Genomic DNA, 24288 nt, shown 5'->3' on the forward strand with positions numbered 1-24288 from the left:
ACGCGATAGAAGCGAATATTCCTTGCAACTGTAGCCATGCACGCACCCATCCACCCGAAGATCACGACGCGCGAGGTGTTCGCCATCGCCGGCCCCGCGATGGTCGCCAACCTGACCACGCCGCTGATCGGCATCGTCTCGACCACCGCGATCGGTCGCCTCGACGATGCTGCGCTGCTCGGCGGCGTTGCGATGGCCTCGGTGATCTTCGACTGCCTGTTCTGGCTGTTCGCCTTCCTGCGCATGAGCACGCTGGCCTTCACCGCGCAGGCGCAGGGCGCCGGCGAGATCAAGGAATATGCCGCAATCCTGGTGCGCGGCTTCATCGTCGCCGGCCTGATCGGCGCGGCGCTGATCGCGCTGCAGGTGCCGCTCGCCGCCGTCACATTCCAGCTGATGGGCGGCAGCGAGGGCGTCACGCGCGCGGCCGAGAGCTATTTCATGATCCGGATCTGGTCGGCGCCGCTGGCGCTCGCCAATTACGTCATCCTGGGCTGGCTGGTCGGCCAGGCCCGCGCCAATCTGGCGCTGGCGCTGCAGATCGTGATCAACATCATCAACATGATCGCAACCGTGCTGCTGGTGCAGGTCTACGGCGCCGGCATCGCCGGTGCCGCGATCGCCGCGGTGCTTGCGGAGACCACGGGTTTTGCGGTCGGCATCGTCGTGGCGTGGCGGATCTCGCAAAATGGCTTCGCGGTTCCCGCGGCCACGCTGTTCGATCGCGCCAAGCTGATGCGCATGCTGGCCGTCAACCGCGACATCATGGTCCGCACCGCGGCGCTGATCGTCGTGTTCCTGTTCTTCACCGCCAAGGGCGCGCGCGAAGGCGACGTGACGCTGGCGGCGAATTCGGTGCTGAACAATTTCCTGCTGGTCAGCGCCTTCTTTCTCGACGGCCTCGCCAACGCCGCCCAGCAACTGTGCGGCCGCGCATTCGGCGCGCGCGATGCACGCGGCTTTTCCGATTCGACCCGGCTGGTGCTGCTGTGGGGCATCGGCTTTGCGCTGATGGTGTCGGTGCTGTTCGCACTGTTCGGAGCGGCGCTGATCAATCTGATGACGACCAGCGACGACGTGCGCCGCTATGCGCGCGAGTTCCTGCCGTTCGTGATCCTGGCACCCCTGCCCGGCGTCTTCGCGTTCGGCTTCGACGGCATCTATGTCGGTGCTACCTGGGCGCGCGAGATGCGCAATCTGATGCTGGCCTCGCTCGCGATCTTCCTCGCCACCTGGTGGGTGCTCAGCTCGTTCGGCAACACCGGCCTGTGGATCGCGCTGCTCGGCTTCTACGTCGCACGCGGCGGCCTGCAGGGCCTGCGCTATCCGGCGCTGCTCAGGAAGACGTTCAAGACTGTGTAAGTCCGTAGCCCGGATGAAGCGAAGCGAAATTTGGGGAGCTGTGCCGCGACGAGACTGTCCCGAATTGCGCTGCGCTTCCGGGCTACGAAGTTCTCTTCCCCTTCCTGAAAAGGGGGAAGGTCGGGATGGGGGTCAGCCACAGGCGACGCAGCTCATGGAGAGAGCTGATCCCTACCCGCTTTGCTCTGGCGAGCAAAGCGACCTCCCCTTTTCAAGGGGAGGTTGGGGCGCAGCCGGATTTCGCTTCATCCGGGCGACGGGCAACTACCTCACCGGCCAGTCCTCGGCGGTGATGGTCGCCGCGTCGGCGCCGACGATTTCCGACAGCGAATCCCGGCCGGTGCGCAGCAGGGTCGAGGACAGATCGCGCTTGATGTCGTCGACAAGGCCGAGGCCCTTGTAGACCAGCGAGGAGTAGAGCTGGATCAGGCTGGCCCCGGCGCGGATCTTGGTCAGTGCGGCGCCGCCGCTATCGATGCCGCCGACGCCGATCAGCGGAAACGCGCCTTCGACACGGACATAGGTCTCGGCCACCATCCGCGTCGACAGCCGGAACAGCGGACGGCCCGACAGGCCGCCCTGCTCCTTGGCGCGATTCTCCTCACGCAAGGTCGAGGGACGCGCCAGCGTGGTGTTGGCGACGATCATGCCGTCGACGCGCCGCGAGCGGGCGATGTGCACGACGTCGTCGAGCTCGGCAAGGCTGAGGTCCGGCGCGATCTTGAGCAGCACCGGCGAGTCGCCGGCGTTCTTGCGCACGCGCTCGCGGGTGTCGATGACCCGCGCCAGCAGATCGTCGAGCGCCGCCGATTGCTGCAGATTGCGCAGGCCCGGCGTGTTCGGCGAGGAGACGTTGACGGTGAAATAGCTCGCGACCGGCGCAAAGGTCTCGATCAGCTTCACATAATCGGCGGCGCGGTCGGGCGAATCCTTGTTGGCCCCGACATTGACCCCGACGATGCCGCCGGCGCTGGCGCGCGCGGCGAGCCGCCGCAGCACGGCCTCCGCACCATCATTGTTGAAGCCCATGCGGTTGATGACGGCCTCGTCACGCTCCAGGCGAAACAGCCGCGGCCGCGGGTTGCCGCCTTGCGGCTTCGGCGTCACCGAGCCGATCTCGACAAAGCCGAAGCCGAGCCGCAGCAGCGCGTCGGGCGCCTCCGCGCTCTTGTCGAAGCCCGCCGCCATGCCGATCGGGTTTGGAAAGTTGAGTCCGAAGGCGCGCACCGCGAGCTTGGGGTCGTCCGGCCGCTGCCGGATCGGCGGCAGCAGCTTCAGGCCCTGGATCGCCATGCGATGGGCATCCTCGGGATCGAACCAGCGCAGCAGCGGCAGCGAGAAGGCGTCGAAGGCACGGATCACGGCTTGAGCTCCGGAACGTCGTGGCCACCGTCGGAGCGCGCGCGCAGGTCGAGTATCTCCGTGACCGCGCCGAGGTCGAGCTCGCCATAGAGATGCGGGAACAGCTCGTCATTGCGTGACCGCTCCCAGCGCAGGGCGTCGCCGAGCGCATCGGCATCGACCGCGACCAGGAACAGGCCGGTTTGCCCGTGGTAGTGCTTGCGCGCGGTCTCGGCCACCTGGGAGGCGGTGGAAAAATGGATGAAGCCGTCGCGTTTGTCGTCGGCACTGCCCCGGTACACGCCCTGCCGTTCGGCCTCGCGCCAGGCCGAAGCGGGGGTGATTTTGTAGATCATCGGCACGGGCCGGCCTTCCCTTTTGTCCTTGAGTCTCTTGGGGTTTTATCCGGATTTGAGGGGAAAATGCCCCAGACGCCATCTGGCGAGCGAGGGACCGTATCGGCGGCGGCGGCGCAACTCAAGCGGTGTCGGGACAGATCCGGCGGCAGATTTGCGAAAATCGAAGTTTCAGGCAATAATTCCTACCATCCGGGATCTCCTCGATGGCCAAACAGCCCAAAGCCACCCGACCGCTGACCCACGCGCAGGTCTGGGCCGCGCTCGACCGGCTCGCCGAACGCGCCGGCCTGTCGCCGTCGGGCCTTGCCAAGCAGTCCGGACTCGACCCCACCACCTTCAACAAATCCAAGCGCGTGACCGGCGACGGGCGCGAGCGCTGGCCCTCGACCGAGTCGCTCTCCAAGGCGCTGGCGGCGAGCAATGCCAGCATGGAGACCTTCGTGCAGTTGCTCGGCGATGGCGCGCGCGGCGGACAGTCGGTGCCGCTGATCGGCTTCGCGCAGGCCGGGGCCGGCGGCTATTTCGACGACAGCGGCTTTCCCGCCGGCAAGGGCTGGGACGAAGTGGCGCTGCCGGCGACCACCGACGAACACGCCTATGCGCTGGAGATCGAGGGCGACTCGATGCAGCCGGCCTATCGCGAAGGTGACATCATCGTGGTGTCACCCGCGACCGCGATCCGCCGCGGCGACCGCGTGGTGGTGCGCACGACCGGCGGCGAGGTGATGGTGAAGGAATTGAGACGCCGCACCGCCAAGATGCTGGAACTCGCATCGCTCAATCCGGAGCACCCCGACCGCATGCTCGATGCCGAAGAGGTCGCGTGGATCGCGCGCGTCGTGTGGGCGAGCCAGTAGCGGTCATCGCGAGACGCCACAACAACGGTGTCGTCCCGGCCTAGTGCGCAATTGCGCACGGGAGCCGGGACCCATAACCACCGCTCATTGCGCTTACGCACGCTGGGGCCACAGCCTGCTCTAACAACCCAGCCCTGCGGTAATGGGTCCCGGCTTTCGCCGGGACGACGGCGGAGGTTGCGGTGCGCCTCTTACGTCGCGTAGTCCGGCTCCTTGCGATCCAGCATCCGCTTCAGCGCATCGAAATGCCGCTGCGCCGGGGACGGGCCGTTGTAGAGATGGTCGTCGCGGAAATCGCGCTTGGTCTTCTCCACCACATGCTGCGGCAATTGCTTGAGCGGCTGCTGGGTCCACATCGCATAGATCTGCACCTGCGCGGCGCGCTCGATGTAATAGAGCCGGTCATACGCATCGGCGACCGTCTCGCCGACGGTCGAGATGCCATGATTGGCCATGAACAGGATGGTCTTGTTGCCGATCACGTTGGCGAGCCGTGCGCCTTCCTCGGGATCGAGCGCGGGGCCGGTGTAGAGATCGTCATAGGCGATCGCTTCCGACAGCCCGACCTCGGTCTGCCCGATCTCCTTGATCCGCGGATCCTCGAGCCGTGTCAGCGCGCTCGCATAGGGCATGTGGGTGTGGAACACGGCCTTGGCCTGCGGCAGCGCCTTGTGGATCGGTGCATGGATGCAATAGCAGGAGCGCTCGACCTCACCCTCGCCGCGCTTCACCTCGGCGTCGTCGATGCCGACCTCCATGAAGGAGGATGCTGTCACCTCCGACCAGTGCATGCCGAACGGGATCTGGTAGTAGCGGTCGGTGCGGCCGGGCACCACCAAGGTGAGATGGTTGAAAATACCTTCCGAAAAGCCGTGGATATAGGCGAGCCGATGCGCCGCCGCGAGATCGACCCGCGCCTGCCATTCCTCGGCGCTCGAACTGTCCTGCAGCGATGTCGGCGAAACCCTGAACTGCATGCGCATGCTCCCATCTGTGCCGGCCTCTCGGCGGAGGCCGTGCTGATTTTATGGATGCGAGTGTAGCGCAATCCGGCGCCAGGCTCCGGTGAAATTGCCGATGGCCTGCTATCCGAATTTTGCGGGCTCGCCACCATTATGTGATGATGCGCTGCGAAGACGGCGGATCGGCGGCTTCGTTGGCTGCGGCGGAAAGCCACATGAGCGGCCTGACTTTCCAACCCAACGCAACACACTCCGCAAAGCCCAGAGTTACGCAATGACAGGACCATCCGACCGCAAGACCATCGCCATCGTCGGCCTCGGCAGCATCGGCGGCATCATCGCCGGCCTGCTGCGGGCGGTCGACAGGCATGACGTGATCGCCTGTGTCCGGCGCCCGCTCGATCGGCTCACGGTCGAGCGGGCGGAAGGCACGGTGGAGGTGCCGCTGCGCGCCCTCACCGATCCGGCGGAGGTGACGCCGGTCGACTGGGTGTTGTTGTCGACCAAGGCGCAGGACACGGAATCGAGCGCGCCCTGGCTGCAAAGGCTGTGCGGGCCGCGGACGCGCGTCGCGGTGCTGCAGAACGGCATCGGCCACGCCGAGCGGCTGGCGCCATTGGTCGGCGCCGCCACCGTTGTGCCGACCATCGTCTATTACAACGGCGAGCGGCTGGCGCCGGATCGCGTCCGTTTCCGCCGCGCCGGCGAGCATGAATTCGCGGTTGCCGATGACACGGACGGACGCGCGTTCGAAGGGCTGCTGGATGGTACGGCGATGCGCGTGCGGCGCTCCGCCGATTTCACCACGCTGGCGTGGCGCAAGCTTCTGCTCAATGCGGTCGCCAATCCGATCACCGCGCTCACCTTGCAGCGGCAGGCGGTGTTCCGCCGCGCGGACGTCAAGGCGCTGTGCCACGCCATCCTCGAGGAGGCGGCGAATGTCGGCCGCGCCGACGGCGCCCAGCTCGCGCCCGACGAGGCCGAGCTGATGCTGGCGACGTTGTTGACCTATCCGCCAGACGCCGGCACCTCGATGTATTTCGATCGTGTCGCGGGACGCCCGTTCGAAGCCGATGCTCTCACCGGCGCGATCGTCGCGGCCGGCGAACGGCACGGCGTGCCGACGCCGCTCAACGGCCTGCTGCTGACGCTGTTGCGCGCCACCAGCGACGGCCTGCGCGACGCGGCGCAGGCCGAGCGGCGATGAGCGGCGCGATCCCTACGACGACCGCGCCAGCGCGCCGTCGATCATGTTGACCGCGTTCTGCACGCCGTAGACCGCGACGAAGGAGCCGAAGCGCGGGCCCTTCTCCTGGCCGAGCAGCACCTGGTAGAGCATGTTGAACCAGTCGAGCGAGACGCCGGGACGGCCGTCCTTGCCCTTCTTGACCATGTCGAGGAACGGCTCGCGGCGGCCGATCTCATAGACCACGTTCTGGATGTCTTCCGCGCTCGCGTTCGCCGGCATGTTGGCGAGCGCATCGCGCAGATCCTGCAACGCCGCGCGCTCTCCCTCGGTCGGCTCGCGGAACTGCTTGGTCGGCGCCACGAAGTCGCGATAGTAGTTGATGGCGTAGCCGACCATCGCGTCGAGCTTCGGATGAGTCTGCGGCGTCACGCCCGGCCGGTAGCGGCCGATGAAACCCCACAGCGTCTCGGCATTCTCCGCGTTCGACGACGACACCAGCGTCAGCAGCAGCTGGAAGGTGACAGGCATGTCGGCCTGCGGCGGCTTGCCGGAATGGATGTGCCAGACCGGATTCTGCAGCTGCTGCCGCGCTTCCTGCCGCGTGAAGCCGTCGAGGAATTGCTGGTAGTCGTCGACATTGCGCGGGATGACGTCGAAATAGAGCCGCTTCGCCGCTTTGGGCTCGCGATACATGAACAGCGACAGCGACTCCGGCGAGGCGTAGCGCAGCCACTCGTCGATCGTCAGGCCGTTGCCCTTCGACTTCGAGATCTTCTGGCCCTTCTCGTCGAGGAACAGTTCGTAGTTGAAACCTTCCGGCGGCGTGCCGCCGAGCGCCGAGCAGATCTTGCCCGACAGCTTCACCGAGTCGATCAGGTCCTTGCCGGCCATTTCATAGTCGACGCCGAGGGCGTACCAGCGCATCGCCCAGTCCGGCTTCCATTGCAGCTTGCAACGGCCGCCGGTGACAGGAACGGTGACGGTCTCCTTGGTATCGGGATCTTCATACGAGATCGTGCCGGCCTTGGCGTCGTGCGCCGTCACCGGCACGTAGAGCACGAGGCCGGTGCGCGGGCAGATCGGCAGGAACGGCGAGTAGCTCGCCGCGCGCTCCTCGCGCAGCGACGGCAGCATGATCGCCATCACCTTCTCGATCCGCTCCAGCATGCGCAGCAGCGCGGCATCGAAACGGCCGGAGGTGTAGTACTCGGTCGAGCTCGCGAACTCGTAATCGAAGCCGAACTGGTCGAGAAAGGCGCGCAGCCGCGCATTGTTGTGCTGGCCGAAGCTCGGATGGGTGCCGAACGGATCGGGCACCTTGGTCAGCGGCTTGCCGAGATGCTGCTCCAGCAGCTCCTTGTTCGGCACGTTGTCCGGCACCTTGCGCAGGCCGTCCATGTCGTCGGAGAAGGCGAGCAGGCGGGTCTTGATCTTGTCCTCGGTGAGCACGCGGAAGGCGTGGCGCACCATCGTGGTGCGCGCGACCTCGCCGAACGTGCCGATATGCGGCAGGCCCGACGGGCCGTAGCCGGTCTCGAACAGCACCTCGTCCTTGGGATTTTTCTTCAGCCGCGCCACAATCGCTTTCGCCTGCTCGAACGGCCAGGCGTTGGATTGTTCGGCGAGCGCCCGCAGGTCGCTCGGGCTGGCAGAAGGATCAATCACGGACATTCCTCAGGTTCTCTCCAAAAAGGCCGCGAAAACTAACGCTTTCGCGGCAAAATGCAAAACGACGCTCCCTCGCCCCGCTCTTGCGGGGAGAGGGTTGGGGTGAGGGGCTCCATCCGCGTAACCGGCAAGAGAGGAATTCGCGGTGGGGGTCCCCCTCACCCGGAATTCAAGCTGCGCTTGAATTCCGACCTCTCCCCGCAAGCGGGGAGAGGTGAAGAGCACAGCATCAGAACGGGCTGACCGAGAAATAGCGCAGCCACAGATCGGTGAAGCGGCCTTTTTCCCAGATCCGGAACAGCGCCCAGTTCAGCGACTGCCGGAGCAGGTCGTTGCCCTTGCGGACGGCGATGCCCACGCCCTCGCCGAAATAGCGGCTCTCGACAAAGGGGCCGCCGGCAAAGGCGCAGCATTCGGCGGAATCGGTGCCGTTGATCCAGAACGCGAGCGAGATCGCATCGCCGAAGATGAAGTCGACCTCGCCGCGGCGCAGCGCCGCGCGCAGCGTGTCGTTATCCGGATAGGAATGGATCTCCGCGTCGGTGAACATCGCCTTGAGGTAGGCCTCGTGCGAGGTGCCGGCGATGACGCCGACCTTCTTGCCCTCGAGATATTCCGGGCGGATTTCCGGCATCGCGTTGTCGCGGCGCGACACGAAGCGGGCCGGCGCGCGGTAATAGGGATCGGTGAAATCGACCTTGGCGCGCAACTGCGGCGTCACCGCCATCGACGCGATGATGGCGTCGCCCCGGTTGGTCGCCAGGGCATCGATCAGGGTCTCGAAGCGGCGCATCTGGATGGTGCAGGTGACCTTGATCTCGTCGCAGAGTGAACGCGCGAGGTCGACGTTGAAACCGGCCGGATTGCCGTCGGGGCCGGTGAAATTGAACGGTGGATAGTCGGTCTCGGTCAGGAAGCGGATCACGGTGAGGCGCGACAAGTCCGGGCGGTCCGGCCGGCGCCGCGGGTCCCAGAAACCCGGCACCGCCTGCGGCGCGGCCTCGGCGGCGGCCTTGGGCGACAGGGTCGGGGCCGGCTGTGTTGCCGCTGGGGCCGCAGGCGCGGTTTGCGGTGCAGCCGGCGCCGGACTAATGGGCGGAGCCGGCGCAGGGGCCGCCTTGGCCGCCGGCGGCTGCGCTGGAGGCGTCTGCCCGATCGCAGGACCTGCCAGGGCCAGCAAGGCAGCCGCGATCATGCCCGCGGCCAGGCGAAGCTGGCGCGAACGGACGGCAACGGGCTGGACAGAGGGATTTGGCATAACCGGCAATTTCAGGAAATTGAACGGCTTATAGCCGAATCAGCGCCTGAAGCGAGCGCCGATTGGGTTAATTCTGAACCGGAAATGGCGATCAGAGATACCGTTTGAGATCGGCCGCCGCCTCTTCCGGCGTCCGTTTCAGATTGAACGGCGCAACGAAATGACCGTCGCGGTCCATCAGATAGATCAGCGCGGTGTGGTCCATCGTGTAGTCGCCATCCTTCAGCGGCACTTTCTTGGCGTAGACACGATAGCTCGACAGCACCTTGGCGATCGCGGCGGGATCGCCGGTCAGGCCCTTGAGGTGCGGATCGAAGCTCGACAGGTAATCCTTCATCGCGGTGGCGGTGTCGCGTTCCGGATCGACCGAGACGAAATAGGCGTTCACGCGATCGGCGTCCTTGCCCATCGCCTTCAGGACCTCCGAGATCTCGAACAGCGAGGTCGGGCAGATGTCCGGGCAATGGGTGAATCCGAAGAAAATCAGGGTCGGCTTGCCCTGAAGGTTCTTGTCGGTAATGGTCTGGCCGGACTGGTCGGTGAGCTGGAACGGCCCGCCGATCGCGGCCGGCGCGGCAACGGTGCGCAAGCCGCCGATCGCCCACAGCATGAGGAACAGGCCGACCGCCAGACTGCCCGCGAAGGCAGCGAAGATCACCAATGGGCGCGTGGTCCGGGGCATGATGCGAGAGCGTCCTTGTCAGAAGCAGGCGGAGATGCCGGCCGTGATCATTTCGAAAAACACCGCGGTCCCGTAGTGGAACCAGAGCGCGGCGGCGGCAAGCAGGGCCAATCCGCCGATACCGGCCGCGCCCCACAGGATCGCAGATGCTACCCGGGTCTGTGGAGCCGTTACGAGCTCGGATCGGGTGGAGATCGGCTGAATCATGAGCCTGAGATAAGCCCGGTTCCGGCAGGCAGCAAGCGCAATGGCGGCCGCAGGCCGTCAAATGATGGCGAGCTATTCCGGCGCCTGCTCGTCCATAACCCGACGTAAGCCCAGGCCAATGGCCGACGAACGTCAAACAGAGAAGCAGCCGGAGCCTAGTGCGCGGGCTTCGGCGCCGAGGCCTGGGCGTTGAGGTAGCACGGCTTGTACAGCGCCTGCAGTTGCTTACCGCGCAGGAAGATCATGCGCCGGGTCAGGCCACCACGCTCCGAAATCCATCTGCGTACCGCCGGCGGATACATCAGGTACAGCATATGGGTGGCTTCGGGATTGGGGACCGGGCGGCCGTTGTCGCCGTAATCCCAGGCTGCATGGAAGCCGAGGCTGGCGTGCGAGGTCACACAAATCCGGTCGTGAGGAACCTTGCCGAGCACGATGGTGCAGGCCGAGGCACACAGCCCGTCGATGATGACCGTCTCGCCCGAAGTCCGCAGGTCCTGATACCTGTCGACATAGACGCCGATCTTGCCGCCGCGATCGTCGGCGATCCTGACTACAGCTTGAGACACCCCCATTCCCGCCAGCAGGAGAACCGCAGCGAGCAACCCCGTCATCAACTTCATTTTGGCCAGCCCCAGTCGAAACCGAATCTGTTTGGTCTGTGATGCAAGACAATCGTGAGCGTGTTGTGCGCGCGGATTTTTGTCCAGACGAGTGAAGCCGGTCAAAACAAATTCAAATTGGGTGTTGCGCGCACGCTGCAGTGAGAATGGGGAAAGGTCCCAAACTGGAACAGCGCGGCGCACGTGCTTGGTGCTCCGCCGCCACAGGCAAGGTCCATTTGGCGTTGACCGCACGCAGTGAGGCGGTCTTGAATCCCAGCGGGACGGGGGACCTAAACATGGCTGACGATGCAGATGTGATCGTGATTGGCGCGGGGCTTGCCGGTCTCGTCGCCGCAACCGAGATTGCCGGCGCAGGCAAGCGCGTCATCGTGCTCGACCAGGAAGGGGAACAAAGTATCGGCGGCCAGGCCTTCTGGTCGTTTGGCGGCCTGTTCCTGGTGGATTCGCCGGAGCAGCGCCGGCTCGGCATCAAGGATTCCGCGGACCTCGCGCTGCAGGACTGGATGGGCACCGCCGGTTTCGATCGCGAGGAGGATTACTGGCCGCGCAAATGGGCCGAAGCCTATGTCGCATTCGCGGCGGGCGAGAAGCGCGACTGGCTGCGCGCGATGGGCCATCGCATCTTCCCGGTGGTCGGCTGGGCCGAGCGCGGCGGCTACGACGCGATGGGCCATGGCAATTCGGTGCCGCGCTTCCATGTCACCTGGGGCACCGGCCCCGGCATCGTCGAGCCGTTCGAACGCCGCGCGCGCGAAGCCGCGAAAAGCGGACGGCTGATCTTCAAGTTCCGCCACCGCGTCGATGCGCTCAGCGTCACCAACGGTGTGGTCGACGGCGTCAGCGGCGTGATCCTGGAACCGAGCTCGGTCGAGCGCGGCAAGAGTTCCTCGCGCAACGTCGTCGGCGATTTTTCCTGCCGCGCACCAGCCGTGATCGTCGCGTCCGGCGGCATCGGCGGCAATCATGATCTGGTGCGGCAGAACTGGCCGAAGCGGCTCGGCGAGCCGCCCAAATTCATGATCTCCGGCGTGCCCGAACATGTCGACGGCCGCATGATCGGCATCACCGAGGCGGCGGGCGGCCGGCTGATCAACCGCGACCGCATGTGGCACTATGTCGAGGGCATCCGGAACTGGAACCCGATCTGGCCGCGTCACGGCATCCGGATCCTGCCGGGACCGTCGTCGCTGTGGTTCGACGCGACGGGCAAGCGGCTGCCGGCGCCGCTGTTCCCGGGCTCCGACACGCTCGGGCAACTGCACTACATCATGGGCACCGGCTACGATTATTCGTGGTTCATCCTGACCCAGAGCATCATCAAGAAGGAGTTCGCGCTGTCGGGCTCGGAGCAGAACCCCGACCTCACCGGCAAGAGCTGGCGCATGACGATCAAGCGCGCCACCAACAAGGGCGCGCCGGCGCCGGTGGAAGCGTTCAAGCAGCACGGCGCCGATTTCATCGTGCGCGACAATCTCGCCGAGCTCGTCGGCGCCATGAACAAGCTCGCAGGCAACGACCTGTTGCAGCTCGACGCCATCAAGACCCAGATCGAGGCGCGCGACCGCGAGATCACCAACCCCTACGTCAAGGATGCGCAGGTGATGAACCTGCACAACGCGCGGCGCTATATCGGCGACAAATTGATCCGCACCGCGAAGCCGCACCGCATCCTCGATCCCGAGCACGGCCCGCTGATCGCGGTGAAGCTCAACATCCTCACCCGCAAGACGCTCGGCGGGTTCGAGACCGATCTCGATTCGCGCGTATTCGGCAGGGATCACCAGATCATTCGCGGGCTCTACGCGGCCGGCGAAGCCGCCGGCTTCGGCGGCGGCGGCGTGCACGGCTATCGCTCGCTGGAAGGCACGTTCCTCGGCGGCTGCCTGTTCTCGGGGCGCAATGCAGGACGCGCGGCGGCGAAGGCGGTGAACTGAGGCGTGCTACTCTGAGGTGCAGTCGAAAAGCCCGCCGGCGTGAACCGGCGGGCTTTTCTTGCTGAGCGGAAGTTTCCCCAGGCCGTGTTGCGATCAGGCCGTCCTGGTGAAGAGCGTCAGGATGCCGTTGGTGAGATTGACCGCGACAACTTGCGCCGAGCTGAGGCCCTTCGCCTTCAGCGCGGATACCGCTTCTTCAGATGCGTCGATGGAACCGCGAAGGTTCCGCAGGTCGTCTTCGCTTGCCTTTGCGACGACAGCCTCGACCCTTGACCGGACCTCAGGCTTGAGATCCTTGACGTCCACGACCTGTATGCTCCGGATGGCATTGGGCTGGTCAGATTGAGCCTGCGGCAGCGCCTTCGGTTGCGTTCCCTGCACCTGCGCCCAGGCAGGTGTTCCAAGCGAGAGCGCCGCAACGATGACGGATGCCGTAGAGATGCGGATGTGCATGAGCATTCCTTTGTTGATTGCCCCCAACATCCCGCGAGAACGCGCTCTCCTTGCTTAAGGTTCCGGCCGGAAACCGGCTCTCTCGACCGGTGCAGCATGAACTTACGGGACCGTCGCCGGGGGCGTCGCCAAAATATCGAAAACAACCCCATGCAAAGTAGCCGGCAGTGGCCCGCGCTCGACCAAGCAACTTGACACGTCGGGCAACTCAGACGTATTCTTCTAATATTCCGAAATTGCGCAAATGTCCCTCGCGCAAGGGCTGTCGCATAGGGCATATGCGGACTTCTGCAATTGAACGCTTTCACGTCGCGGGCGGGAGAGCGAACGCGCCTTGATTCGCGGCCGCAGCTCGATCTCATCCTGCTCTAGTCTGCCTCCGCGCTGAGGAAGCGGACGCCGAACGTATCGGCATTGGCCTCGCCCCAATCGTAGAGTGCCTGCAGCATCGGCTTCAGCATCTCGCCGCGCTTGGTCAGGCAATAGCGCGAGGAGCCGCCGCCGCGCTCCTGCCTGACGAAGCCTGAGTTGCAGAGATGGCGCAGGCGCTTGGTCAACACCTTGTCGCTGAGCTGCGGGATGTCGTGGCGCAACTCGTCATAGCGCATCGGCCTGACCGTGAGCCGGCTCAGGATCACGGTCTTCCATTTGCCGCTGAGCTGATCGATTGACTGTGCGCATGGGAACTCCTTTCGTTCTCTAGTCAATGCTCCCACAAGCGCGTCATACGTTGCGGTACCCCCCGTTCCTGTAACACCCAACTGTTGCCGTCCGGATCCGAGAAGTCGGCGAAGCTGGCGTAGTCCCTGCGAGCAGGGTCGAGCCCGGGTGCGAAACCTCCATCCCAGGCATCAACGGGTACCTTGTGCCGGATTTCACCGACCTCGACCCCACGTTCGAGCAGGCGGCTCCGCGCAACCTCAACATCGGTGACGACGAGATAGACGTTGCGAAGTGATCCGGCGGGCGCGTCGGTGAGCCCGCGACCGATCTGTATCGAGCAACTGGAGCCCGGTGGAGTGAGCTGCACGACGCGAAATGCGTCTTTCGGCGAATAGTCGACGTCGAGCGTGAAGCCGACCTGGTCGACGTAGAACCGCAACGCTCGCTGGACATCGCTCACCGGCAACGTGATCACCTCGACTGAGAGCTTTATGCCCGTTGCGCTGGTTGTGTTCATCACGCCCACGCCTCCTCTTCGGTCTGATTTGCGTCGCCCGCAGGGCTCACAAATCGATCACGACGTCACGAATCGGTTGTGAGCAGCAAACGAGAAGGTTGCCGTCAGCGGGCTTCTCGAGTGGCTGGGGTCCATAGGCGACCTCGCCCGAAACCAAACCGCTCTCACAGTTGTGACAAACACCGGTCCGGCACGACCAACGGACCGGGACGTCGCACGCCTCGGCGAGCTCCAAAATGCTCTGGTAGGCGGACGCCTTCCAGTGTGCGGCGATGCCACTTCGCGCGAACGATACCAGCGGACCGGTGTTGGCGTCGTCGCTGGGCAGATGTGGAGTTCGCGTCGCTGCGCCGACGACACCCGGAGTCATCGACTCGCTGCCGTTGAAGATTTCGACATGCATCCGCTCCGGCGCCACGTCCAAGGCTGCGAGCGCCTGTTTCATGTCTGCCATGAAGCGAGTCGGCCCGCAGAGGTAGACATCCGCCTCTCGCGGGACGCCGACCTTGTCGAAGACCGATCGCGACAGGTGACCGGTCGCGTCGAAATCCTCGCCCATCTTGTCGCGCGAGCCTGGCCTGCTGTAGCAAACATAGCTGCGGCCATAGGCGAGCGAGGGCATAAGGCGGCGGACTTCGGCGGCAAATGGATGGTGCGGCCGGTCGCGAGCCGCGTGCACCCACAAGATTTGCCGTGTCGAGCGGGCCGCCGCCAGCGCGTAAAGCATTGCCAGCACAGGCGTCGCCCCGATTCCCGCGCTGAGCAACACTACCGGCCGCTCCCCGGATTGCAGGATGAAGCTTCCCCGCGGCGAGCTGACGTCGAGAACATCGCCCATGCGGACATGCTCCCGCAGGTAGGTTCCGGCTGCCCCATCCGGCTCGACTTTCACGCTGATCCGGTAGCGCTCCGTCGAGAGGGGACCCGAGAGCGAGTAGCTGCGAAAGAGTGGCGGCCCGCCGCCGATCCGTCGAAGACGTAAGACCACGTACTGACCGGGCAGAGCCTGTCGCAGCGGCTGACCGTCCGGATGCCGCATCGACAGGGAGAGGACGTCCGCGGACTCCTGATCTATCGCTGCCACCGTGAGCGGTTGAAATCCTGGTGCAGCCGGATGCGCAGCCGCTGCCGGCGCGAGCCCTGCGTTGCCGCTTCCCGCGCCAGTCGTCTGATTCTGCAGTAACGCCTCAAACGACACGCGCCATCCGGGCGAAAGCGTCTCGATCCGCAAGGCGCGCTCCAATCGATCGCGTGGATGATTGGGTGAATAGAGAAGCGCGTTGATCTCTTCGACCGTCATTCGCTCATTCGCTTCTCCCACCTTCATGATTTCGTCGCCGGCGCCTACTTCGCCTTCCTGCAGGACGCGGAAGTAGAACCCCGGACGGCCGCTGGATGTCAGCAATGCCGGCATCCGCGGCTCGTTCATCCGAATGCCGACCCGATAGCAGGTCACGCGGGGCTGAGTAACCTCGAACACTGCGCCGCCGATCTGATAACGGTCGCCGATGCCAACGGCATCGTCGGGTAATCCCTCAATCGTGAAGTTCTCGCCGAACTGTCCATGAACGAAGTCGTTCCTCTTCAGCTGTTCCTGCCAGTAGCGATACGATTCGATCTGGTAGACGAAGACGGCTCGCTGCTCACCCCCGTGGCCGCTCAGGTCGCCTTGACCGTCTCCATCCAGATTCAATCGGCCGACCCGACAACGGCTGCGTACGGGATTTTTCCAGATCCCGGTGTGTACAGTGCGGCCCTTCCATTCGATATCACGCGGAAGTCCGACGTTCACCGACAGCAGTCGCGCCATGCCCCACTCCACTTTGATAGAGACCGAAGGTGCTTCCTAGCCGCCGCCACCTGGCTCATGGACCACCTCGGAGACATCGATGTTGCGATCTGGGCCATGCGCAACCACCGTCTGGCCCGGCTCGAGATGGAGTTGGGTGCCATCGAGATGGACCGAGACGATATCCGGTTCGAACGACACCAGGTTGAAGATGCCGCGAACCTCGGGATAGGGGTCAGGATACCCCCATGCCGCCAGACGTGCCTCATCGATGGAGTAGTAGCTGCAGAGCCCCTTGTATGGGCAGAAGGTCTGGAGTTTCACGGGAGTGAGGGCGGACTCATCGATGTCGGCGCGTGGAACGTACCAGCGCGGCGCGAAGCCGGACTCGTAGAGGACGAGCGGCCGCTTGGTATCGGCAATGATCCGGTCACCATGGCGGACCACGAGGTTACGGGAGGCGCGGCGGATATCGATGCGGTGGTAGGGGTCAGCGGCATGGCCCACGATTCGCTCGTCTTCCTCGTAGAAAGCGTCCATAGCCCGCCAAGCGAACGCAACGCGTGCCTGCAGTTCGCTCGCATGGGGAGGAAGGCTGGTGTGCTGCCATGCCCCTCGCGGTGCGACGTGCTGCTCGTCGGCCCGGACACTGTACCAGGACGTGAGCCCGAGATCGGCGTGTTGGGTGGTATGCTCGGTGCGTTCAAGGACGCGTGGGGAAATGTCGGTCTCCGGAAAATAGGCGACCGGATAGCGGCCCGGTTCGAAGAACAGGAGGACATTCTCGCTATCGGCGATCCAGATCCCCCCGAAGCGAACGCGCATGCGCCGGCGCAACCGCTCAACGTACAACAATCTCTTGGGCAGCGGTTCGGGCACGAGGAACCGGCCGATTGCTCCCGTTGAGAGTGGACCTTGTTGCCAGGACAGCCCCATGGTCTCCCCATGGATTCGATGTTCGAGCCCGCCAGCAATCTCCGAACGCAGATCCGGCGGCAAGGTTCCTCGACCGGCGTTCGTCAAACTCGCATCGATCCGAATTTAGTTACGCGCTAATGGAGTCCACTCCCTAAAGCAGGATGTGTCTTGGTTAGATCTGCTTGACGCGATTTCGGTTTCCCTCTCCCCCGCCGGAGAGAGGTAAACCTTCGGCGCCGTTCCAGTTGAACCTAATCTCATCACGCTTTAGGCCGCGATTTCCATGAGGTGCGCGCTGCAAAATGCGCAGTGGCGGTGGTCGCCCTGACGCGCTAGAGGTTTGATTCTGATCAAATCAGAACCAAACCTGTCGATCTCTTGTTTTGACGCGTTTTCTCCACGCGAACCGGTAGCCACGTCGCTTGAAAACGCTATAGACATGCCCGCCATTCAGTGGAGACCCAAATGAGCATTCAGCGTTTCGAAACCGGCCCGCGCATGAGCCAGGCCGTCGTGCACGGCAACACCGTCTATCTCGCCGGCGTCGTCGCCGGCAAGGCCGCGGGCGGCAGCGTCACCGACCAGACCAAGGACATCCTGTCGATCATCGACGGCCACCTCGCCAAGGCCGGCACCGACAAGTCGAAGCTGCTCAGCGCGACGATCTACATCACCGACATGAAGACGTTCCCGGAGATGAACGCGGTGTGGGACGGCTGGGTCTCGCAGGGCAACACCCCGGCCCGCGCCACCGTCGAGGCCAAGCTGGCGGCGCCGCAGTACAATGTCGAGATCATGGTTGTCGCGGCGAAATAGACGCGACGCACGTCATCCAAAGATACCGGATGCCCCCGGATTGCAAAGCGCAATTCGGGGCATTTTCATCTTGCACTCACGCGCTGATCCGCGCGCGCTCGCCGGCAGCCTCGCCGAGATCGGACTGAAGCCAGCGGGCAATCCGGCGCCATGAACCGGCGAGAGCCTTGCAGCCCATGAACAGTCCGAGGTGACCACACGGCTCGGTATGGCATTGCAGCCACGCGGGCGGCGTGGCCAAGAGCCGCGCTGTCGCAAATGCCTGGTCGGGCGGAACAACGATGTCGTTCTCTGCGGCGAGCACGAAGACGGGCTGCTTCACGGCAGCGAGATCGATCTTGCAGCCAAGCGCGAGGAAGTCTCCAGCCGCGATCCGGTTCTGGCGAAAGATCCAGTCGGTCACTTCGAGGTAGTAGGTGCCCGGCAGATCGAGCGTCTCGCTATTCCAGCGCGTGAAGCGATCGAGCAACGCCCGCGCATCCTCCGACTTGCGGTCGAGCCGCCTCTGCAGCGCCGCTTCCGCGTCACGCATGGTGAACGGGATGCTCCAGGCCTGCAGCATATGCTTGCCGCTGATGATCCCATCCCCCTGACGGACCAGCGCCTCGAAGCCTTGCGGTGGAAGCGAGGCGACCATCCGGGAAAGCTCCGACGGTACCGAGACGTCGACCGGGCTGCCGGCAAGCACAAGCCGCCGTACCTTGCCGGGAAAGCGCGCCGCGTAGAGCAACGACAGCCAGCCGCCCTGACAGAGACCTGCAAGGTCGACCGGCGGCCCGATCGTGTCGACGGCCACGTTGAGATCGGACAGAAAGGTGTCGATCGAGAAATATCGCATCTCCGGTGCCGCCGAGCGCCAATCCGTGAGATAGAGACGCGCAACGTCAGCCTTCTGCAGCGCCTCCATCAGGCTGTGGCCGGGGGCAAGATCCGCAATCTGCGCGCGATGCAGCGCATAGGGCGCGCAGACCAGCAGCGGCCGGCCTTCGGCCGCTCTTGAGAAATCCAGCAGGCACATCGACGGCAGCTGAAGCGCGACCGAATGGGCTGTCGTCCAGGGCAGCGCCGCCATTTCGCCCGACGAATCTGTGGGCTCGGGCGCACGATTGGGGTACCACTGCGAGTAGATGTCCAGCGCCAATCGCGCGGCTTCAAACGGCCATAGCCAGGCGTCCTGCGCCCAGTTGGTGCTCGCACTTCGATCCGATCGATTCGTCTTTTCGGGCAAGCTCATTCACCGATTGATCGCTACCGGGATAGTCTGGCCAACGCGGACCACCTTCACGCTGATCAAGAACCGACAAATTCAGGTCGGATCAGTTTACGCCAAACCGGCTGCAACGGCAGCCACGCCGGGATGTCACGATCTCGCGACCCCGGCGCGGCTTGCTGCCAAGCAAAGCCGTCGTTTCAGCGGACTAGGCGGCGCGCGCCGTGCCTTTCTCCGCCTCGAGCTTGCGTGCGAACAGCCAGCGGAAATAGGTCAGCGGGGCATCGGCGCCGATCGCGAGCAGCTGATAGTCCGGATCGGCGTCGAACACGCGCTGCTGCGCCTCGATGATGTCCTTGTCCTCGTTGAACCCTTCCTCGAGGCTATGCCGCAGCGACAGTGCGATGTTCAGATTATCGATGTCGAAATCGTGCAGGTAATTCCAGAAGAAGTGCGTGGTCGAGCGCGTCTCCGGCGTCATGAACTGCGCGTTGCGATATGACCGCGTGCCCGGAACCTGGACGCCCTTCTCGACGCCCTGCCCCGCCGGCGCGAACGTGGTGTCGAGCGTGAAGATGCCGGGCACGATCATGCGGCCGATATTGCGGCGGTCGATCTTGTCGGTTTTGTTCGCGATCACCTTCTTGTGGTAGGGCGGCGGCTCGGCGCCCATGTGCCAGCGCTCGACACGGAAACCGTCGTCCAGCTTCTCGATCGCGACCGGCTTGGTCTTGTAGGCATATTCCTCGGATCCGCCGAGCGTGTTGGTATGCACGAAGGCAAGATGCGCAAAGTCGCTGAGATTATCGACGATCAGGAGCCAGTTGGCCTTGTAGTGCATGTAACCCGGCAGGCCGCGCCACCTGGGATCCTCGAGCGGCGGATAGTCGAGGATCAGTTTCGGATCGGCCTTCTCCGGATCGCCGGTCCAGATGAAGATCATGTTGTAGCGCTCGACCACCGGATAGCTGCGCACGCCGAGCTTGGCGGGGATGGTGTCCTGCCCGGGGATCTGGATGCATTTGCCGTCGGCCGCGAACTTCATGCCGTGATACATGCACCTGATGTCGTCGCCCTCGATGCGTCCCATCGAAAGCGGCGCGGCGCGATGGCAGCAGCGGTCGTCCAGCGCGACGACTTTCCCGCTCGACCCGCGATAGAGCACGATCGGCCGTTCCAGGATGGTGCGCGCGACCATCTTGCCGTCGATCAGTTCGTGATTCCACGCCGCCACGTACCAGGTGTTGCGCAGGAAAATTCCGTCGTCAGCCATCTCACCCTCCCGATGCAAATTTGGTTGCGACGAGGTTAGGTGATTGCGTTCACCGGGATAATCCGATTTGGCTGGACACACTGTACCGGTGGATGGACAATCGGCCATGGAGTGGCGCGATTGGGAGCTGTTTTGCGAGGTTGTCGAACATGGCGGCTTCACCGCCGCCGCGCGCGTGCTTGGCCATCCCAAATCGAGCCTCAGTGCTGCGGTGCAGCGTCTCGAAGCCAATCTCGGGCTGCGCCTGATCGAGCGCACCACCCGGCACCTGCGGCTGACCGATTCCGGCGAAACCATCTATCGCAAGGTGCGCCCGCTGTTCACCGCGCTGCACGACACCCACAGCGAGGCGCTGGCGATGTCGAGCGCGGTGGCGGGCACGCTGCGCATCAAGGCGCCGTACGAATTCGGCGCGCATCATGCGGGGCCGGTCGCCTGCGCGGTGATGGGCCGCTATCCGGAGCTTTCGATCCGGATCGACGTCGAGCATGACATCGTCAACCCGATCGCCGAGAACTACGACATCGTGTTCGCGATGCTGGAGGCGCCGCTGCCGTCGGCCGGCATCGTGATCCGCCGCGTCTTCACCCTCGAGCGCGGTCTGTTCGCGGGAGCGGCACTGCTGGAGAAATTTGGCGAACCGCGCACGCTGGATGATCTGAGAAAGCTGCCGCTGCTGACCGGCCCCAGCGATCCGCCCTGGGCGATCACCGCTCCCGGCGGCGCGATCGAGCATCTCGCCGTCGATCGCGCGCGCCTGACAAGCTCGAATGCCCATGTCCGCCTGCAGGCCGCGCTCGCCGGTCATGGCGTGCTGCGGGTCACCGCGAGCTACACCCGCACCGCCGTCGCGGCCGGCGAGTTGCGGCGACTGCTGCCGGACCATGCCTGCGAGCCGCTCAACGTCCACGCGCTGTTGCCGGCGCGTCAATTTGTCCCGGCGAAGGTGCGCTGCTTCCTCGACGCGATGGAGGCGCATGCACGCGGCGATCCGGAGGCCTATATCAGGCCGTAGGGTCTTTTTGGCCGATCACCATTTTCCCGGGAACCTGTACGGCCGGTCGGCATCCAATGGTATTATTCCGCCAACAGTGAGGGCGATCCCGCCATGCGCCAGGCCCATGTAACGTCCCTGCCGCCGATCCGCTCGGACGATGCCGAGCTGGTGCAACGCGCGCGCGCCCGCGACGAGGCCGCAATCCGCGCCATCATGCAGGCCAATAATCGCCGGCTGTTCCGGCTGGCGCGCGGCATCCTGCGCAACGACCACGAGGCCGAGGACGTGGTTCAGGACGCCTATGTGCGCGCCTTTACTCATCTCGACCAGTTCCGCGGCGACTCCAGCCTCTCGACCTGGCTGTCGCGGATCGCAATGAACGAGGCGCTCGGCCGCCTGCGCCGCAGGCACAGCAGCGTCGAATGGTCCGATCTGCCGAAAGGCGCTCCTGAAGCCCAGATCATCCAGTTCCCCCTGTCGTCAACGGACGATCCGGAAAAATCCATGGCCCAGCGTGAGATCCAGCACGTCGTCGAGCACGCGATCGACGAGCTGCCGGAGGCGTTCCGCCTCGTCTTCATCACCCGCGTGATCGAGGGCATGAATGTCGAGGAGACCGCTGAGATCCTCGGCCTCAAGCCGGAAACCGTGAAGACCCGCCTGCATCGCGCCCGGACCATGCTGCGCGACAATGTCGAGCGGAAGATCGGCCCCGTCGTCATGGAGGCCTTCCCCTTCGCGGGCAAGCGCTGCGAGCGATTGACCGAGGCGGTTCTGAAACGGCTCCGCGCCACGGCCTGAATTTTTCGGGAACCTCTGCTCGCCCGCACCATCCAACTCCTGTGCAAGCAACGACGCGCCGCGCGCTACGCCCGGCTCAACAGGAGTTTCAAGCCATGTTCGTTCGATTGGGTATCGCGGTCGCCGCGCTCAGCCTTCTCAACTGCGCTGCGCTGGCGCAGGGCGCAAAGCCGACCGATCCGCAGATCGCGCACATCGCCTATACGGCCGGTGTGATCGACATCAATGCCGCCAAGCAGGCGGAAGAGAAGGCCTCCAACAAGGAGATCAAGGCGTTCGCCAAGGACATGGCGCGCGATCACGAGGCGGTGAACAAGCAGGCGCTCGACCTCGTCAAGAAATTGAAGGTGACGCCGGAGGACAACGACACCAGCAAGGCGCTGTCGAAGCAGGCGGCCGACAAGCTCGCCGAACTCGGCAAGCTGAAGGGCGCCGCCTATGACAAGGCCTATATCGACAACGAGATCGCCTACCACAAGGCAGTCAACACCGCGCTGGAGACGCAGCTGATCCCCTCGGCCAGCAATCCCGAGCTGAAGAGCCTGCTGCAGACCGGCCTGAAGATCTTCCAGGGCCACCAGCAGCATGCCGAACACGTCGCCGCCGGCCTGAAGTGAGGAGGCGCGCGATGTTGCCAGGACGCTGTCTCGCAACGCTGGCTTTGCTCGCGCTCGGCGCGATGGCCGTCCCGGCGCATGCGGCCACCATCCGGATCGTGATGGAGAATATGGTGATCTCGCCGGCCGAGGTGTCGGCCAAGGTCGGCGACACCATCGAATGGGTCAACAAGGACGTGCTGGCTCACACCGCCACCGCGAAGAACGGCGACTTCGACGTGACGATCGCGCCGAAGAAGACGATCAAGTCGGTCCTGACCAAGGCCGGCACGGTCGACTATTACTGCCGCTACCATCCCAACATGAAGGCGGTGCTGACCATCGCACCATAGCCCGCGCGATGACCTCGGAGGTAATCGATCGGCGCACGCGAACCTTCGATAGTCCGGACCGCCGCACAGCCCGGCACTATCGAAGGAGAGCACCATGACCGACCATGCCACCATCGCCCGCCGCTATATCGATCTCTGGAACGAGCGGACGCCGAGCCGGCGCCGCGAGATGCTGAGCGAGAACTGGACCGCCGATGCGCGCTATATCGATCCGCTGATGAGCGGCGACGGCCATGAGGGCGTCGACGCGTTGATCGCCGGCGTGCAGCAGAAGTTTCCGGACTTCCGCTTCAAGCTGATCGGGGAGCCGAACGGCTTCGGCGACCATGTCCGGTTCTCCTGGGGCCTCGGACCCGACGGCGTCGACAGCCCGATCAAGGGCACCGACTTCGCCATGCTGAAGGACGGCCGGATCAGGAGCATCACCGGCTTCCTCGACCAGGTGCCGGGCGCCTGAGGCGCCGCTTCCGCCCCGGCGATGTCGCTGCCAGAGCGTTTTCGAGCGAAGCGGATACCGGTTCGCGTCAAGAAAACGCGTCAAAACAAAGAATCGAGAGCCCCGTTCCGATTCCATCGGAACGGAAAAGGCTCTAGTCTTCCCGAAACACAGGGAGGACGCCATGAAGGCAGATTACGCCTTCAAGACTTCTGTCGTCAGCGACATCACGCCGGCGCTGCTGGCGATCGGCCGCGACAGCTTTCCGCAGGCCCTGATCGGCGCGCTGCGCCGCGTCGCCGGTGTCGGTCACTGCATGGTGTTCTCGTTCACCGGCCCGCGGACCGCCGCGTGCCTGCTCGATGTCGGCAACATCCCGACCGGGCGCGACCTCGGGATCGCCTATTCCGAACATTTCCATCAGGCCGACCCGAACCGGGATGCGGTATTCGAGGGGCAGGCGCAGGCCGCGCCGATCGTGCTGCCGAACTTTGCACGCCGGATGTACAGCGACGGCTACCGCAAGATTTTCTTCGACGACTCCGACATCGTCGACAAGTTCGCTTCCGCGATCTGGACCGGCGACACCTGCTTCTATGTCAACTTCTACCAGATCACCGCGCAAGGCCGCTTCAGCCGCGAGCAGATCGCGCGCCTGGCCGCGGTCGCGCCGGCGTTGACGGCGGCCGTGGCGCGGCATTTCCAGCGCGACCCGGCAGCGGATATTGATCCGATCGAGCGGTTGAAGACCTTGTTTGCAACGGCTGAGCCGCTCGCCAGGCTGACCGGGCGTGAGCAGGAAGTCTGCCTGCGCATTCTTTCCGGTCTCAGCTCGGAAGCGATCGCCGCCGAGCTCGGCATCGGGCTGCACTCCGCCCTCACCTATCGCAAGCGCGCCTATGACAAGCTCGGCATCTCCTCGCAGAACGAGCTGTTCGCGATCGCGCTGCGCCTGATGGCGTCGGCGCGTCAGCTGAACTGAGCGCGCTCCAGGCGATGGTCTCCCGCTGTCCCCAGCGGT

26 protein-coding genes are annotated in these 24288 nt (G+C 64.6%); 11 read left to right on the forward strand and 15 right to left on the reverse strand.

Annotated features, from left to right (window positions below):
• The first annotated feature begins 36 nt into the window (after nt 1–36).
• Nucleotides 37–1362, forward strand: a complete 1326-nt coding sequence (locus QA639_RS39055; protein WP_050382682.1) for an MATE family efflux transporter — start codon at nt 37–39, stop codon at nt 1360–1362.
• A gap of 264 nt (nt 1363–1626) precedes the next feature.
• On the opposite strand, the gene QA639_RS39060 is transcribed toward QA639_RS39055, so the two are convergent.
• Together QA639_RS39060 and QA639_RS39065 are read right to left on the reverse strand one after the other, a co-directional pair.
• Nucleotides 1627–2724 (reverse strand): quinone-dependent dihydroorotate dehydrogenase, encoded by a 1098-nt coding sequence (locus QA639_RS39060; RefSeq protein WP_225160952.1) that lies wholly within the window; start codon nt 2722–2724, stop codon nt 1627–1629.
• Nucleotides 2721–3065, reverse strand: a complete 345-nt coding sequence (locus QA639_RS39065; RefSeq protein WP_028334591.1) for a DUF952 domain-containing protein — start codon at nt 3063–3065, stop codon at nt 2721–2723. Before QA639_RS39065 ends, QA639_RS39060 begins: the two co-directional genes overlap by 4 nt.
• A 200-nt stretch (nt 3066–3265) precedes the next feature.
• Here QA639_RS39065 and QA639_RS39070 point away from each other — a divergent pair, with 200 nt between their 5' ends.
• The gene (locus QA639_RS39070) at nt 3266–3919 is read left to right on the forward strand and encodes a S24 family peptidase (protein ID WP_157341998.1); all 654 of its coding nucleotides are present in this window, start codon (nt 3266–3268) and stop codon (nt 3917–3919) included.
• Nucleotides 3920–4110: 191 nt separating this feature from the next.
• Here QA639_RS39070 and QA639_RS39075 read toward each other — a convergent pair whose 3' ends face one another.
• Entirely contained in the window at nt 4111–4896 is a 786-nt protein-coding gene (locus tag QA639_RS39075; protein WP_244978441.1) for a class II aldolase/adducin family protein, read from the reverse strand.
• A 259-nt stretch (nt 4897–5155) separates the two neighbouring features.
• Here QA639_RS39075 and QA639_RS39080 point away from each other — a divergent pair, with 259 nt between their 5' ends.
• Nucleotides 5156–6088: a 2-dehydropantoate 2-reductase gene (locus QA639_RS39080; protein ID WP_283088724.1), complete on the forward strand. Its 933-nt coding sequence runs from the start codon at nt 5156–5158 to the stop codon at nt 6086–6088.
• A 12-nt stretch (nt 6089–6100) separates the two neighbouring features.
• Here the strand turns inward: QA639_RS39080 and QA639_RS39085 are convergent, their stop codons facing one another.
• From QA639_RS39085 to QA639_RS39105, 5 genes are all read right to left on the reverse strand, one after another.
• Complete coding sequence (locus QA639_RS39085) at nt 6101–7741, reverse strand: lysine--tRNA ligase (protein WP_283088725.1); 1641 nt, start codon at nt 7739–7741, stop codon at nt 6101–6103.
• 226 nt (nt 7742–7967) lie between these two features.
• Nucleotides 7968–8996, reverse strand: a complete 1029-nt coding sequence (locus QA639_RS39090; RefSeq protein ID WP_283088726.1) for an ABC transporter substrate-binding protein — start codon at nt 8994–8996, stop codon at nt 7968–7970.
• 91 nt (nt 8997–9087) lie between these two features.
• Complete coding sequence (locus QA639_RS39095; RefSeq protein ID WP_026191944.1) at nt 9088–9678, reverse strand: SCO family protein; 591 nt, start codon at nt 9676–9678, stop codon at nt 9088–9090.
• Nucleotides 9679–9696: 18 nt separating this feature from the next.
• A complete protein-coding gene (locus tag QA639_RS39100; protein ID WP_283088727.1) occupies nt 9697–9885 on the reverse strand; it encodes a hypothetical protein in 189 nt (62 codons plus the stop codon).
• A gap of 155 nt (nt 9886–10040) precedes the next feature.
• Nucleotides 10041–10508, reverse strand: a complete 468-nt coding sequence (locus tag QA639_RS39105; protein WP_028334585.1) for a hypothetical protein — start codon at nt 10506–10508, stop codon at nt 10041–10043.
• Nucleotides 10509–10786: 278 nt separating this feature from the next.
• On the opposite strand from QA639_RS39105, the gene QA639_RS39110 reads away from it, so the two are divergent.
• Complete coding sequence (locus QA639_RS39110) at nt 10787–12445, forward strand: FAD-binding dehydrogenase (protein WP_283088728.1); 1659 nt, start codon at nt 10787–10789, stop codon at nt 12443–12445.
• A 93-nt stretch (nt 12446–12538) separates the two neighbouring features.
• Here the strand turns inward: QA639_RS39110 and QA639_RS39115 are convergent, their stop codons facing one another.
• The 5 genes from QA639_RS39115 to QA639_RS39135 all read right to left on the reverse strand — a co-directional run bounded on the left by QA639_RS39115 (nt 12539) and on the right by QA639_RS39135 (nt 16866).
• Complete coding sequence (locus QA639_RS39115; protein ID WP_028334583.1) at nt 12539–12898, reverse strand: hypothetical protein; 360 nt, start codon at nt 12896–12898, stop codon at nt 12539–12541.
• Between the two features lie 368 nt (nt 12899–13266).
• Nucleotides 13267–13536: a winged helix-turn-helix transcriptional regulator gene (locus QA639_RS39120; RefSeq protein ID WP_283088729.1), complete on the reverse strand. Its 270-nt coding sequence runs from the start codon at nt 13534–13536 to the stop codon at nt 13267–13269.
• Nucleotides 13537–13601: 65 nt separating this feature from the next.
• Entirely contained in the window at nt 13602–14078 is a 477-nt protein-coding gene (locus QA639_RS39125; RefSeq protein WP_157342012.1) for a VOC family protein, read from the reverse strand.
• A 46-nt stretch (nt 14079–14124) separates the two neighbouring features.
• Complete coding sequence (locus tag QA639_RS39130; protein ID WP_283088730.1) at nt 14125–15888, reverse strand: MOSC and FAD-binding oxidoreductase domain-containing protein; 1764 nt, start codon at nt 15886–15888, stop codon at nt 14125–14127.
• A 36-nt stretch (nt 15889–15924) separates the two neighbouring features.
• Complete coding sequence (locus QA639_RS39135) at nt 15925–16866, reverse strand: DUF427 domain-containing protein (RefSeq protein WP_244978442.1); 942 nt, start codon at nt 16864–16866, stop codon at nt 15925–15927.
• Between the two features lie 384 nt (nt 16867–17250).
• Between QA639_RS39135 and QA639_RS39140 the strand changes: the two genes are divergently transcribed.
• Nucleotides 17251–17601 carry a RidA family protein gene (locus QA639_RS39140; RefSeq protein WP_028334578.1) on the forward strand — a complete coding sequence of 117 codons (351 nt, stop codon included), beginning with the start codon at nt 17251–17253 and terminating at the stop codon, nt 17599–17601.
• A 76-nt stretch (nt 17602–17677) separates the two neighbouring features.
• Here QA639_RS39140 and QA639_RS39145 read toward each other — a convergent pair whose 3' ends face one another.
• Nucleotides 17678–18673 carry an alpha/beta fold hydrolase gene (locus QA639_RS39145; protein WP_028334577.1) on the reverse strand — a complete coding sequence of 332 codons (996 nt, stop codon included), beginning with the start codon at nt 18671–18673 and terminating at the stop codon, nt 17678–17680.
• A 346-nt stretch (nt 18674–19019) separates the two neighbouring features.
• Nucleotides 19020–20084 carry an aromatic ring-hydroxylating dioxygenase subunit alpha gene (locus QA639_RS39150; RefSeq protein WP_283088731.1) on the reverse strand — a complete coding sequence of 355 codons (1065 nt, stop codon included), beginning with the start codon at nt 20082–20084 and terminating at the stop codon, nt 19020–19022.
• Between the two features lie 106 nt (nt 20085–20190).
• Here QA639_RS39150 and QA639_RS39155 point away from each other — a divergent pair, with 106 nt between their 5' ends.
• The 6 genes from QA639_RS39155 (at nt 20191) to QA639_RS39180 (ending at nt 24249) form a co-directional block, all read left to right on the forward strand.
• Nucleotides 20191–21099, forward strand: coding sequence for a LysR family transcriptional regulator (locus QA639_RS39155; protein ID WP_157342018.1), 909 nt, complete (start codon nt 20191–20193; stop codon nt 21097–21099).
• A 93-nt stretch (nt 21100–21192) separates the two neighbouring features.
• Entirely contained in the window at nt 21193–21882 is a 690-nt protein-coding gene (locus QA639_RS39160; RefSeq protein ID WP_050382661.1) for an RNA polymerase sigma factor, read from the forward strand.
• Nucleotides 21883–21977: 95 nt separating this feature from the next.
• A complete protein-coding gene (locus QA639_RS39165; protein WP_028334573.1) occupies nt 21978–22499 on the forward strand; it encodes a DUF4142 domain-containing protein in 522 nt (173 codons plus the stop codon).
• Nucleotides 22500–22510: 11 nt separating this feature from the next.
• Nucleotides 22511–22831, forward strand: coding sequence for a cupredoxin domain-containing protein (locus QA639_RS39170; RefSeq protein WP_028334572.1), 321 nt, complete (start codon nt 22511–22513; stop codon nt 22829–22831).
• 94 nt (nt 22832–22925) lie between these two features.
• The gene (locus QA639_RS39175) at nt 22926–23288 is read left to right on the forward strand and encodes a nuclear transport factor 2 family protein (RefSeq protein ID WP_028339048.1); all 363 of its coding nucleotides are present in this window, start codon (nt 22926–22928) and stop codon (nt 23286–23288) included.
• 163 nt (nt 23289–23451) lie between these two features.
• A complete protein-coding gene (locus QA639_RS39180) occupies nt 23452–24249 on the forward strand; it encodes a helix-turn-helix transcriptional regulator (RefSeq protein WP_028334570.1) in 798 nt (265 codons plus the stop codon).
• Nucleotides 24250–24288 lie beyond the last annotated feature (39 nt).

The organism is Bradyrhizobium pachyrhizi, assembly GCF_029714545.1.
GTDB classification, from domain to species: domain Bacteria; phylum Pseudomonadota; class Alphaproteobacteria; order Rhizobiales; family Xanthobacteraceae; genus Bradyrhizobium; species Bradyrhizobium pachyrhizi.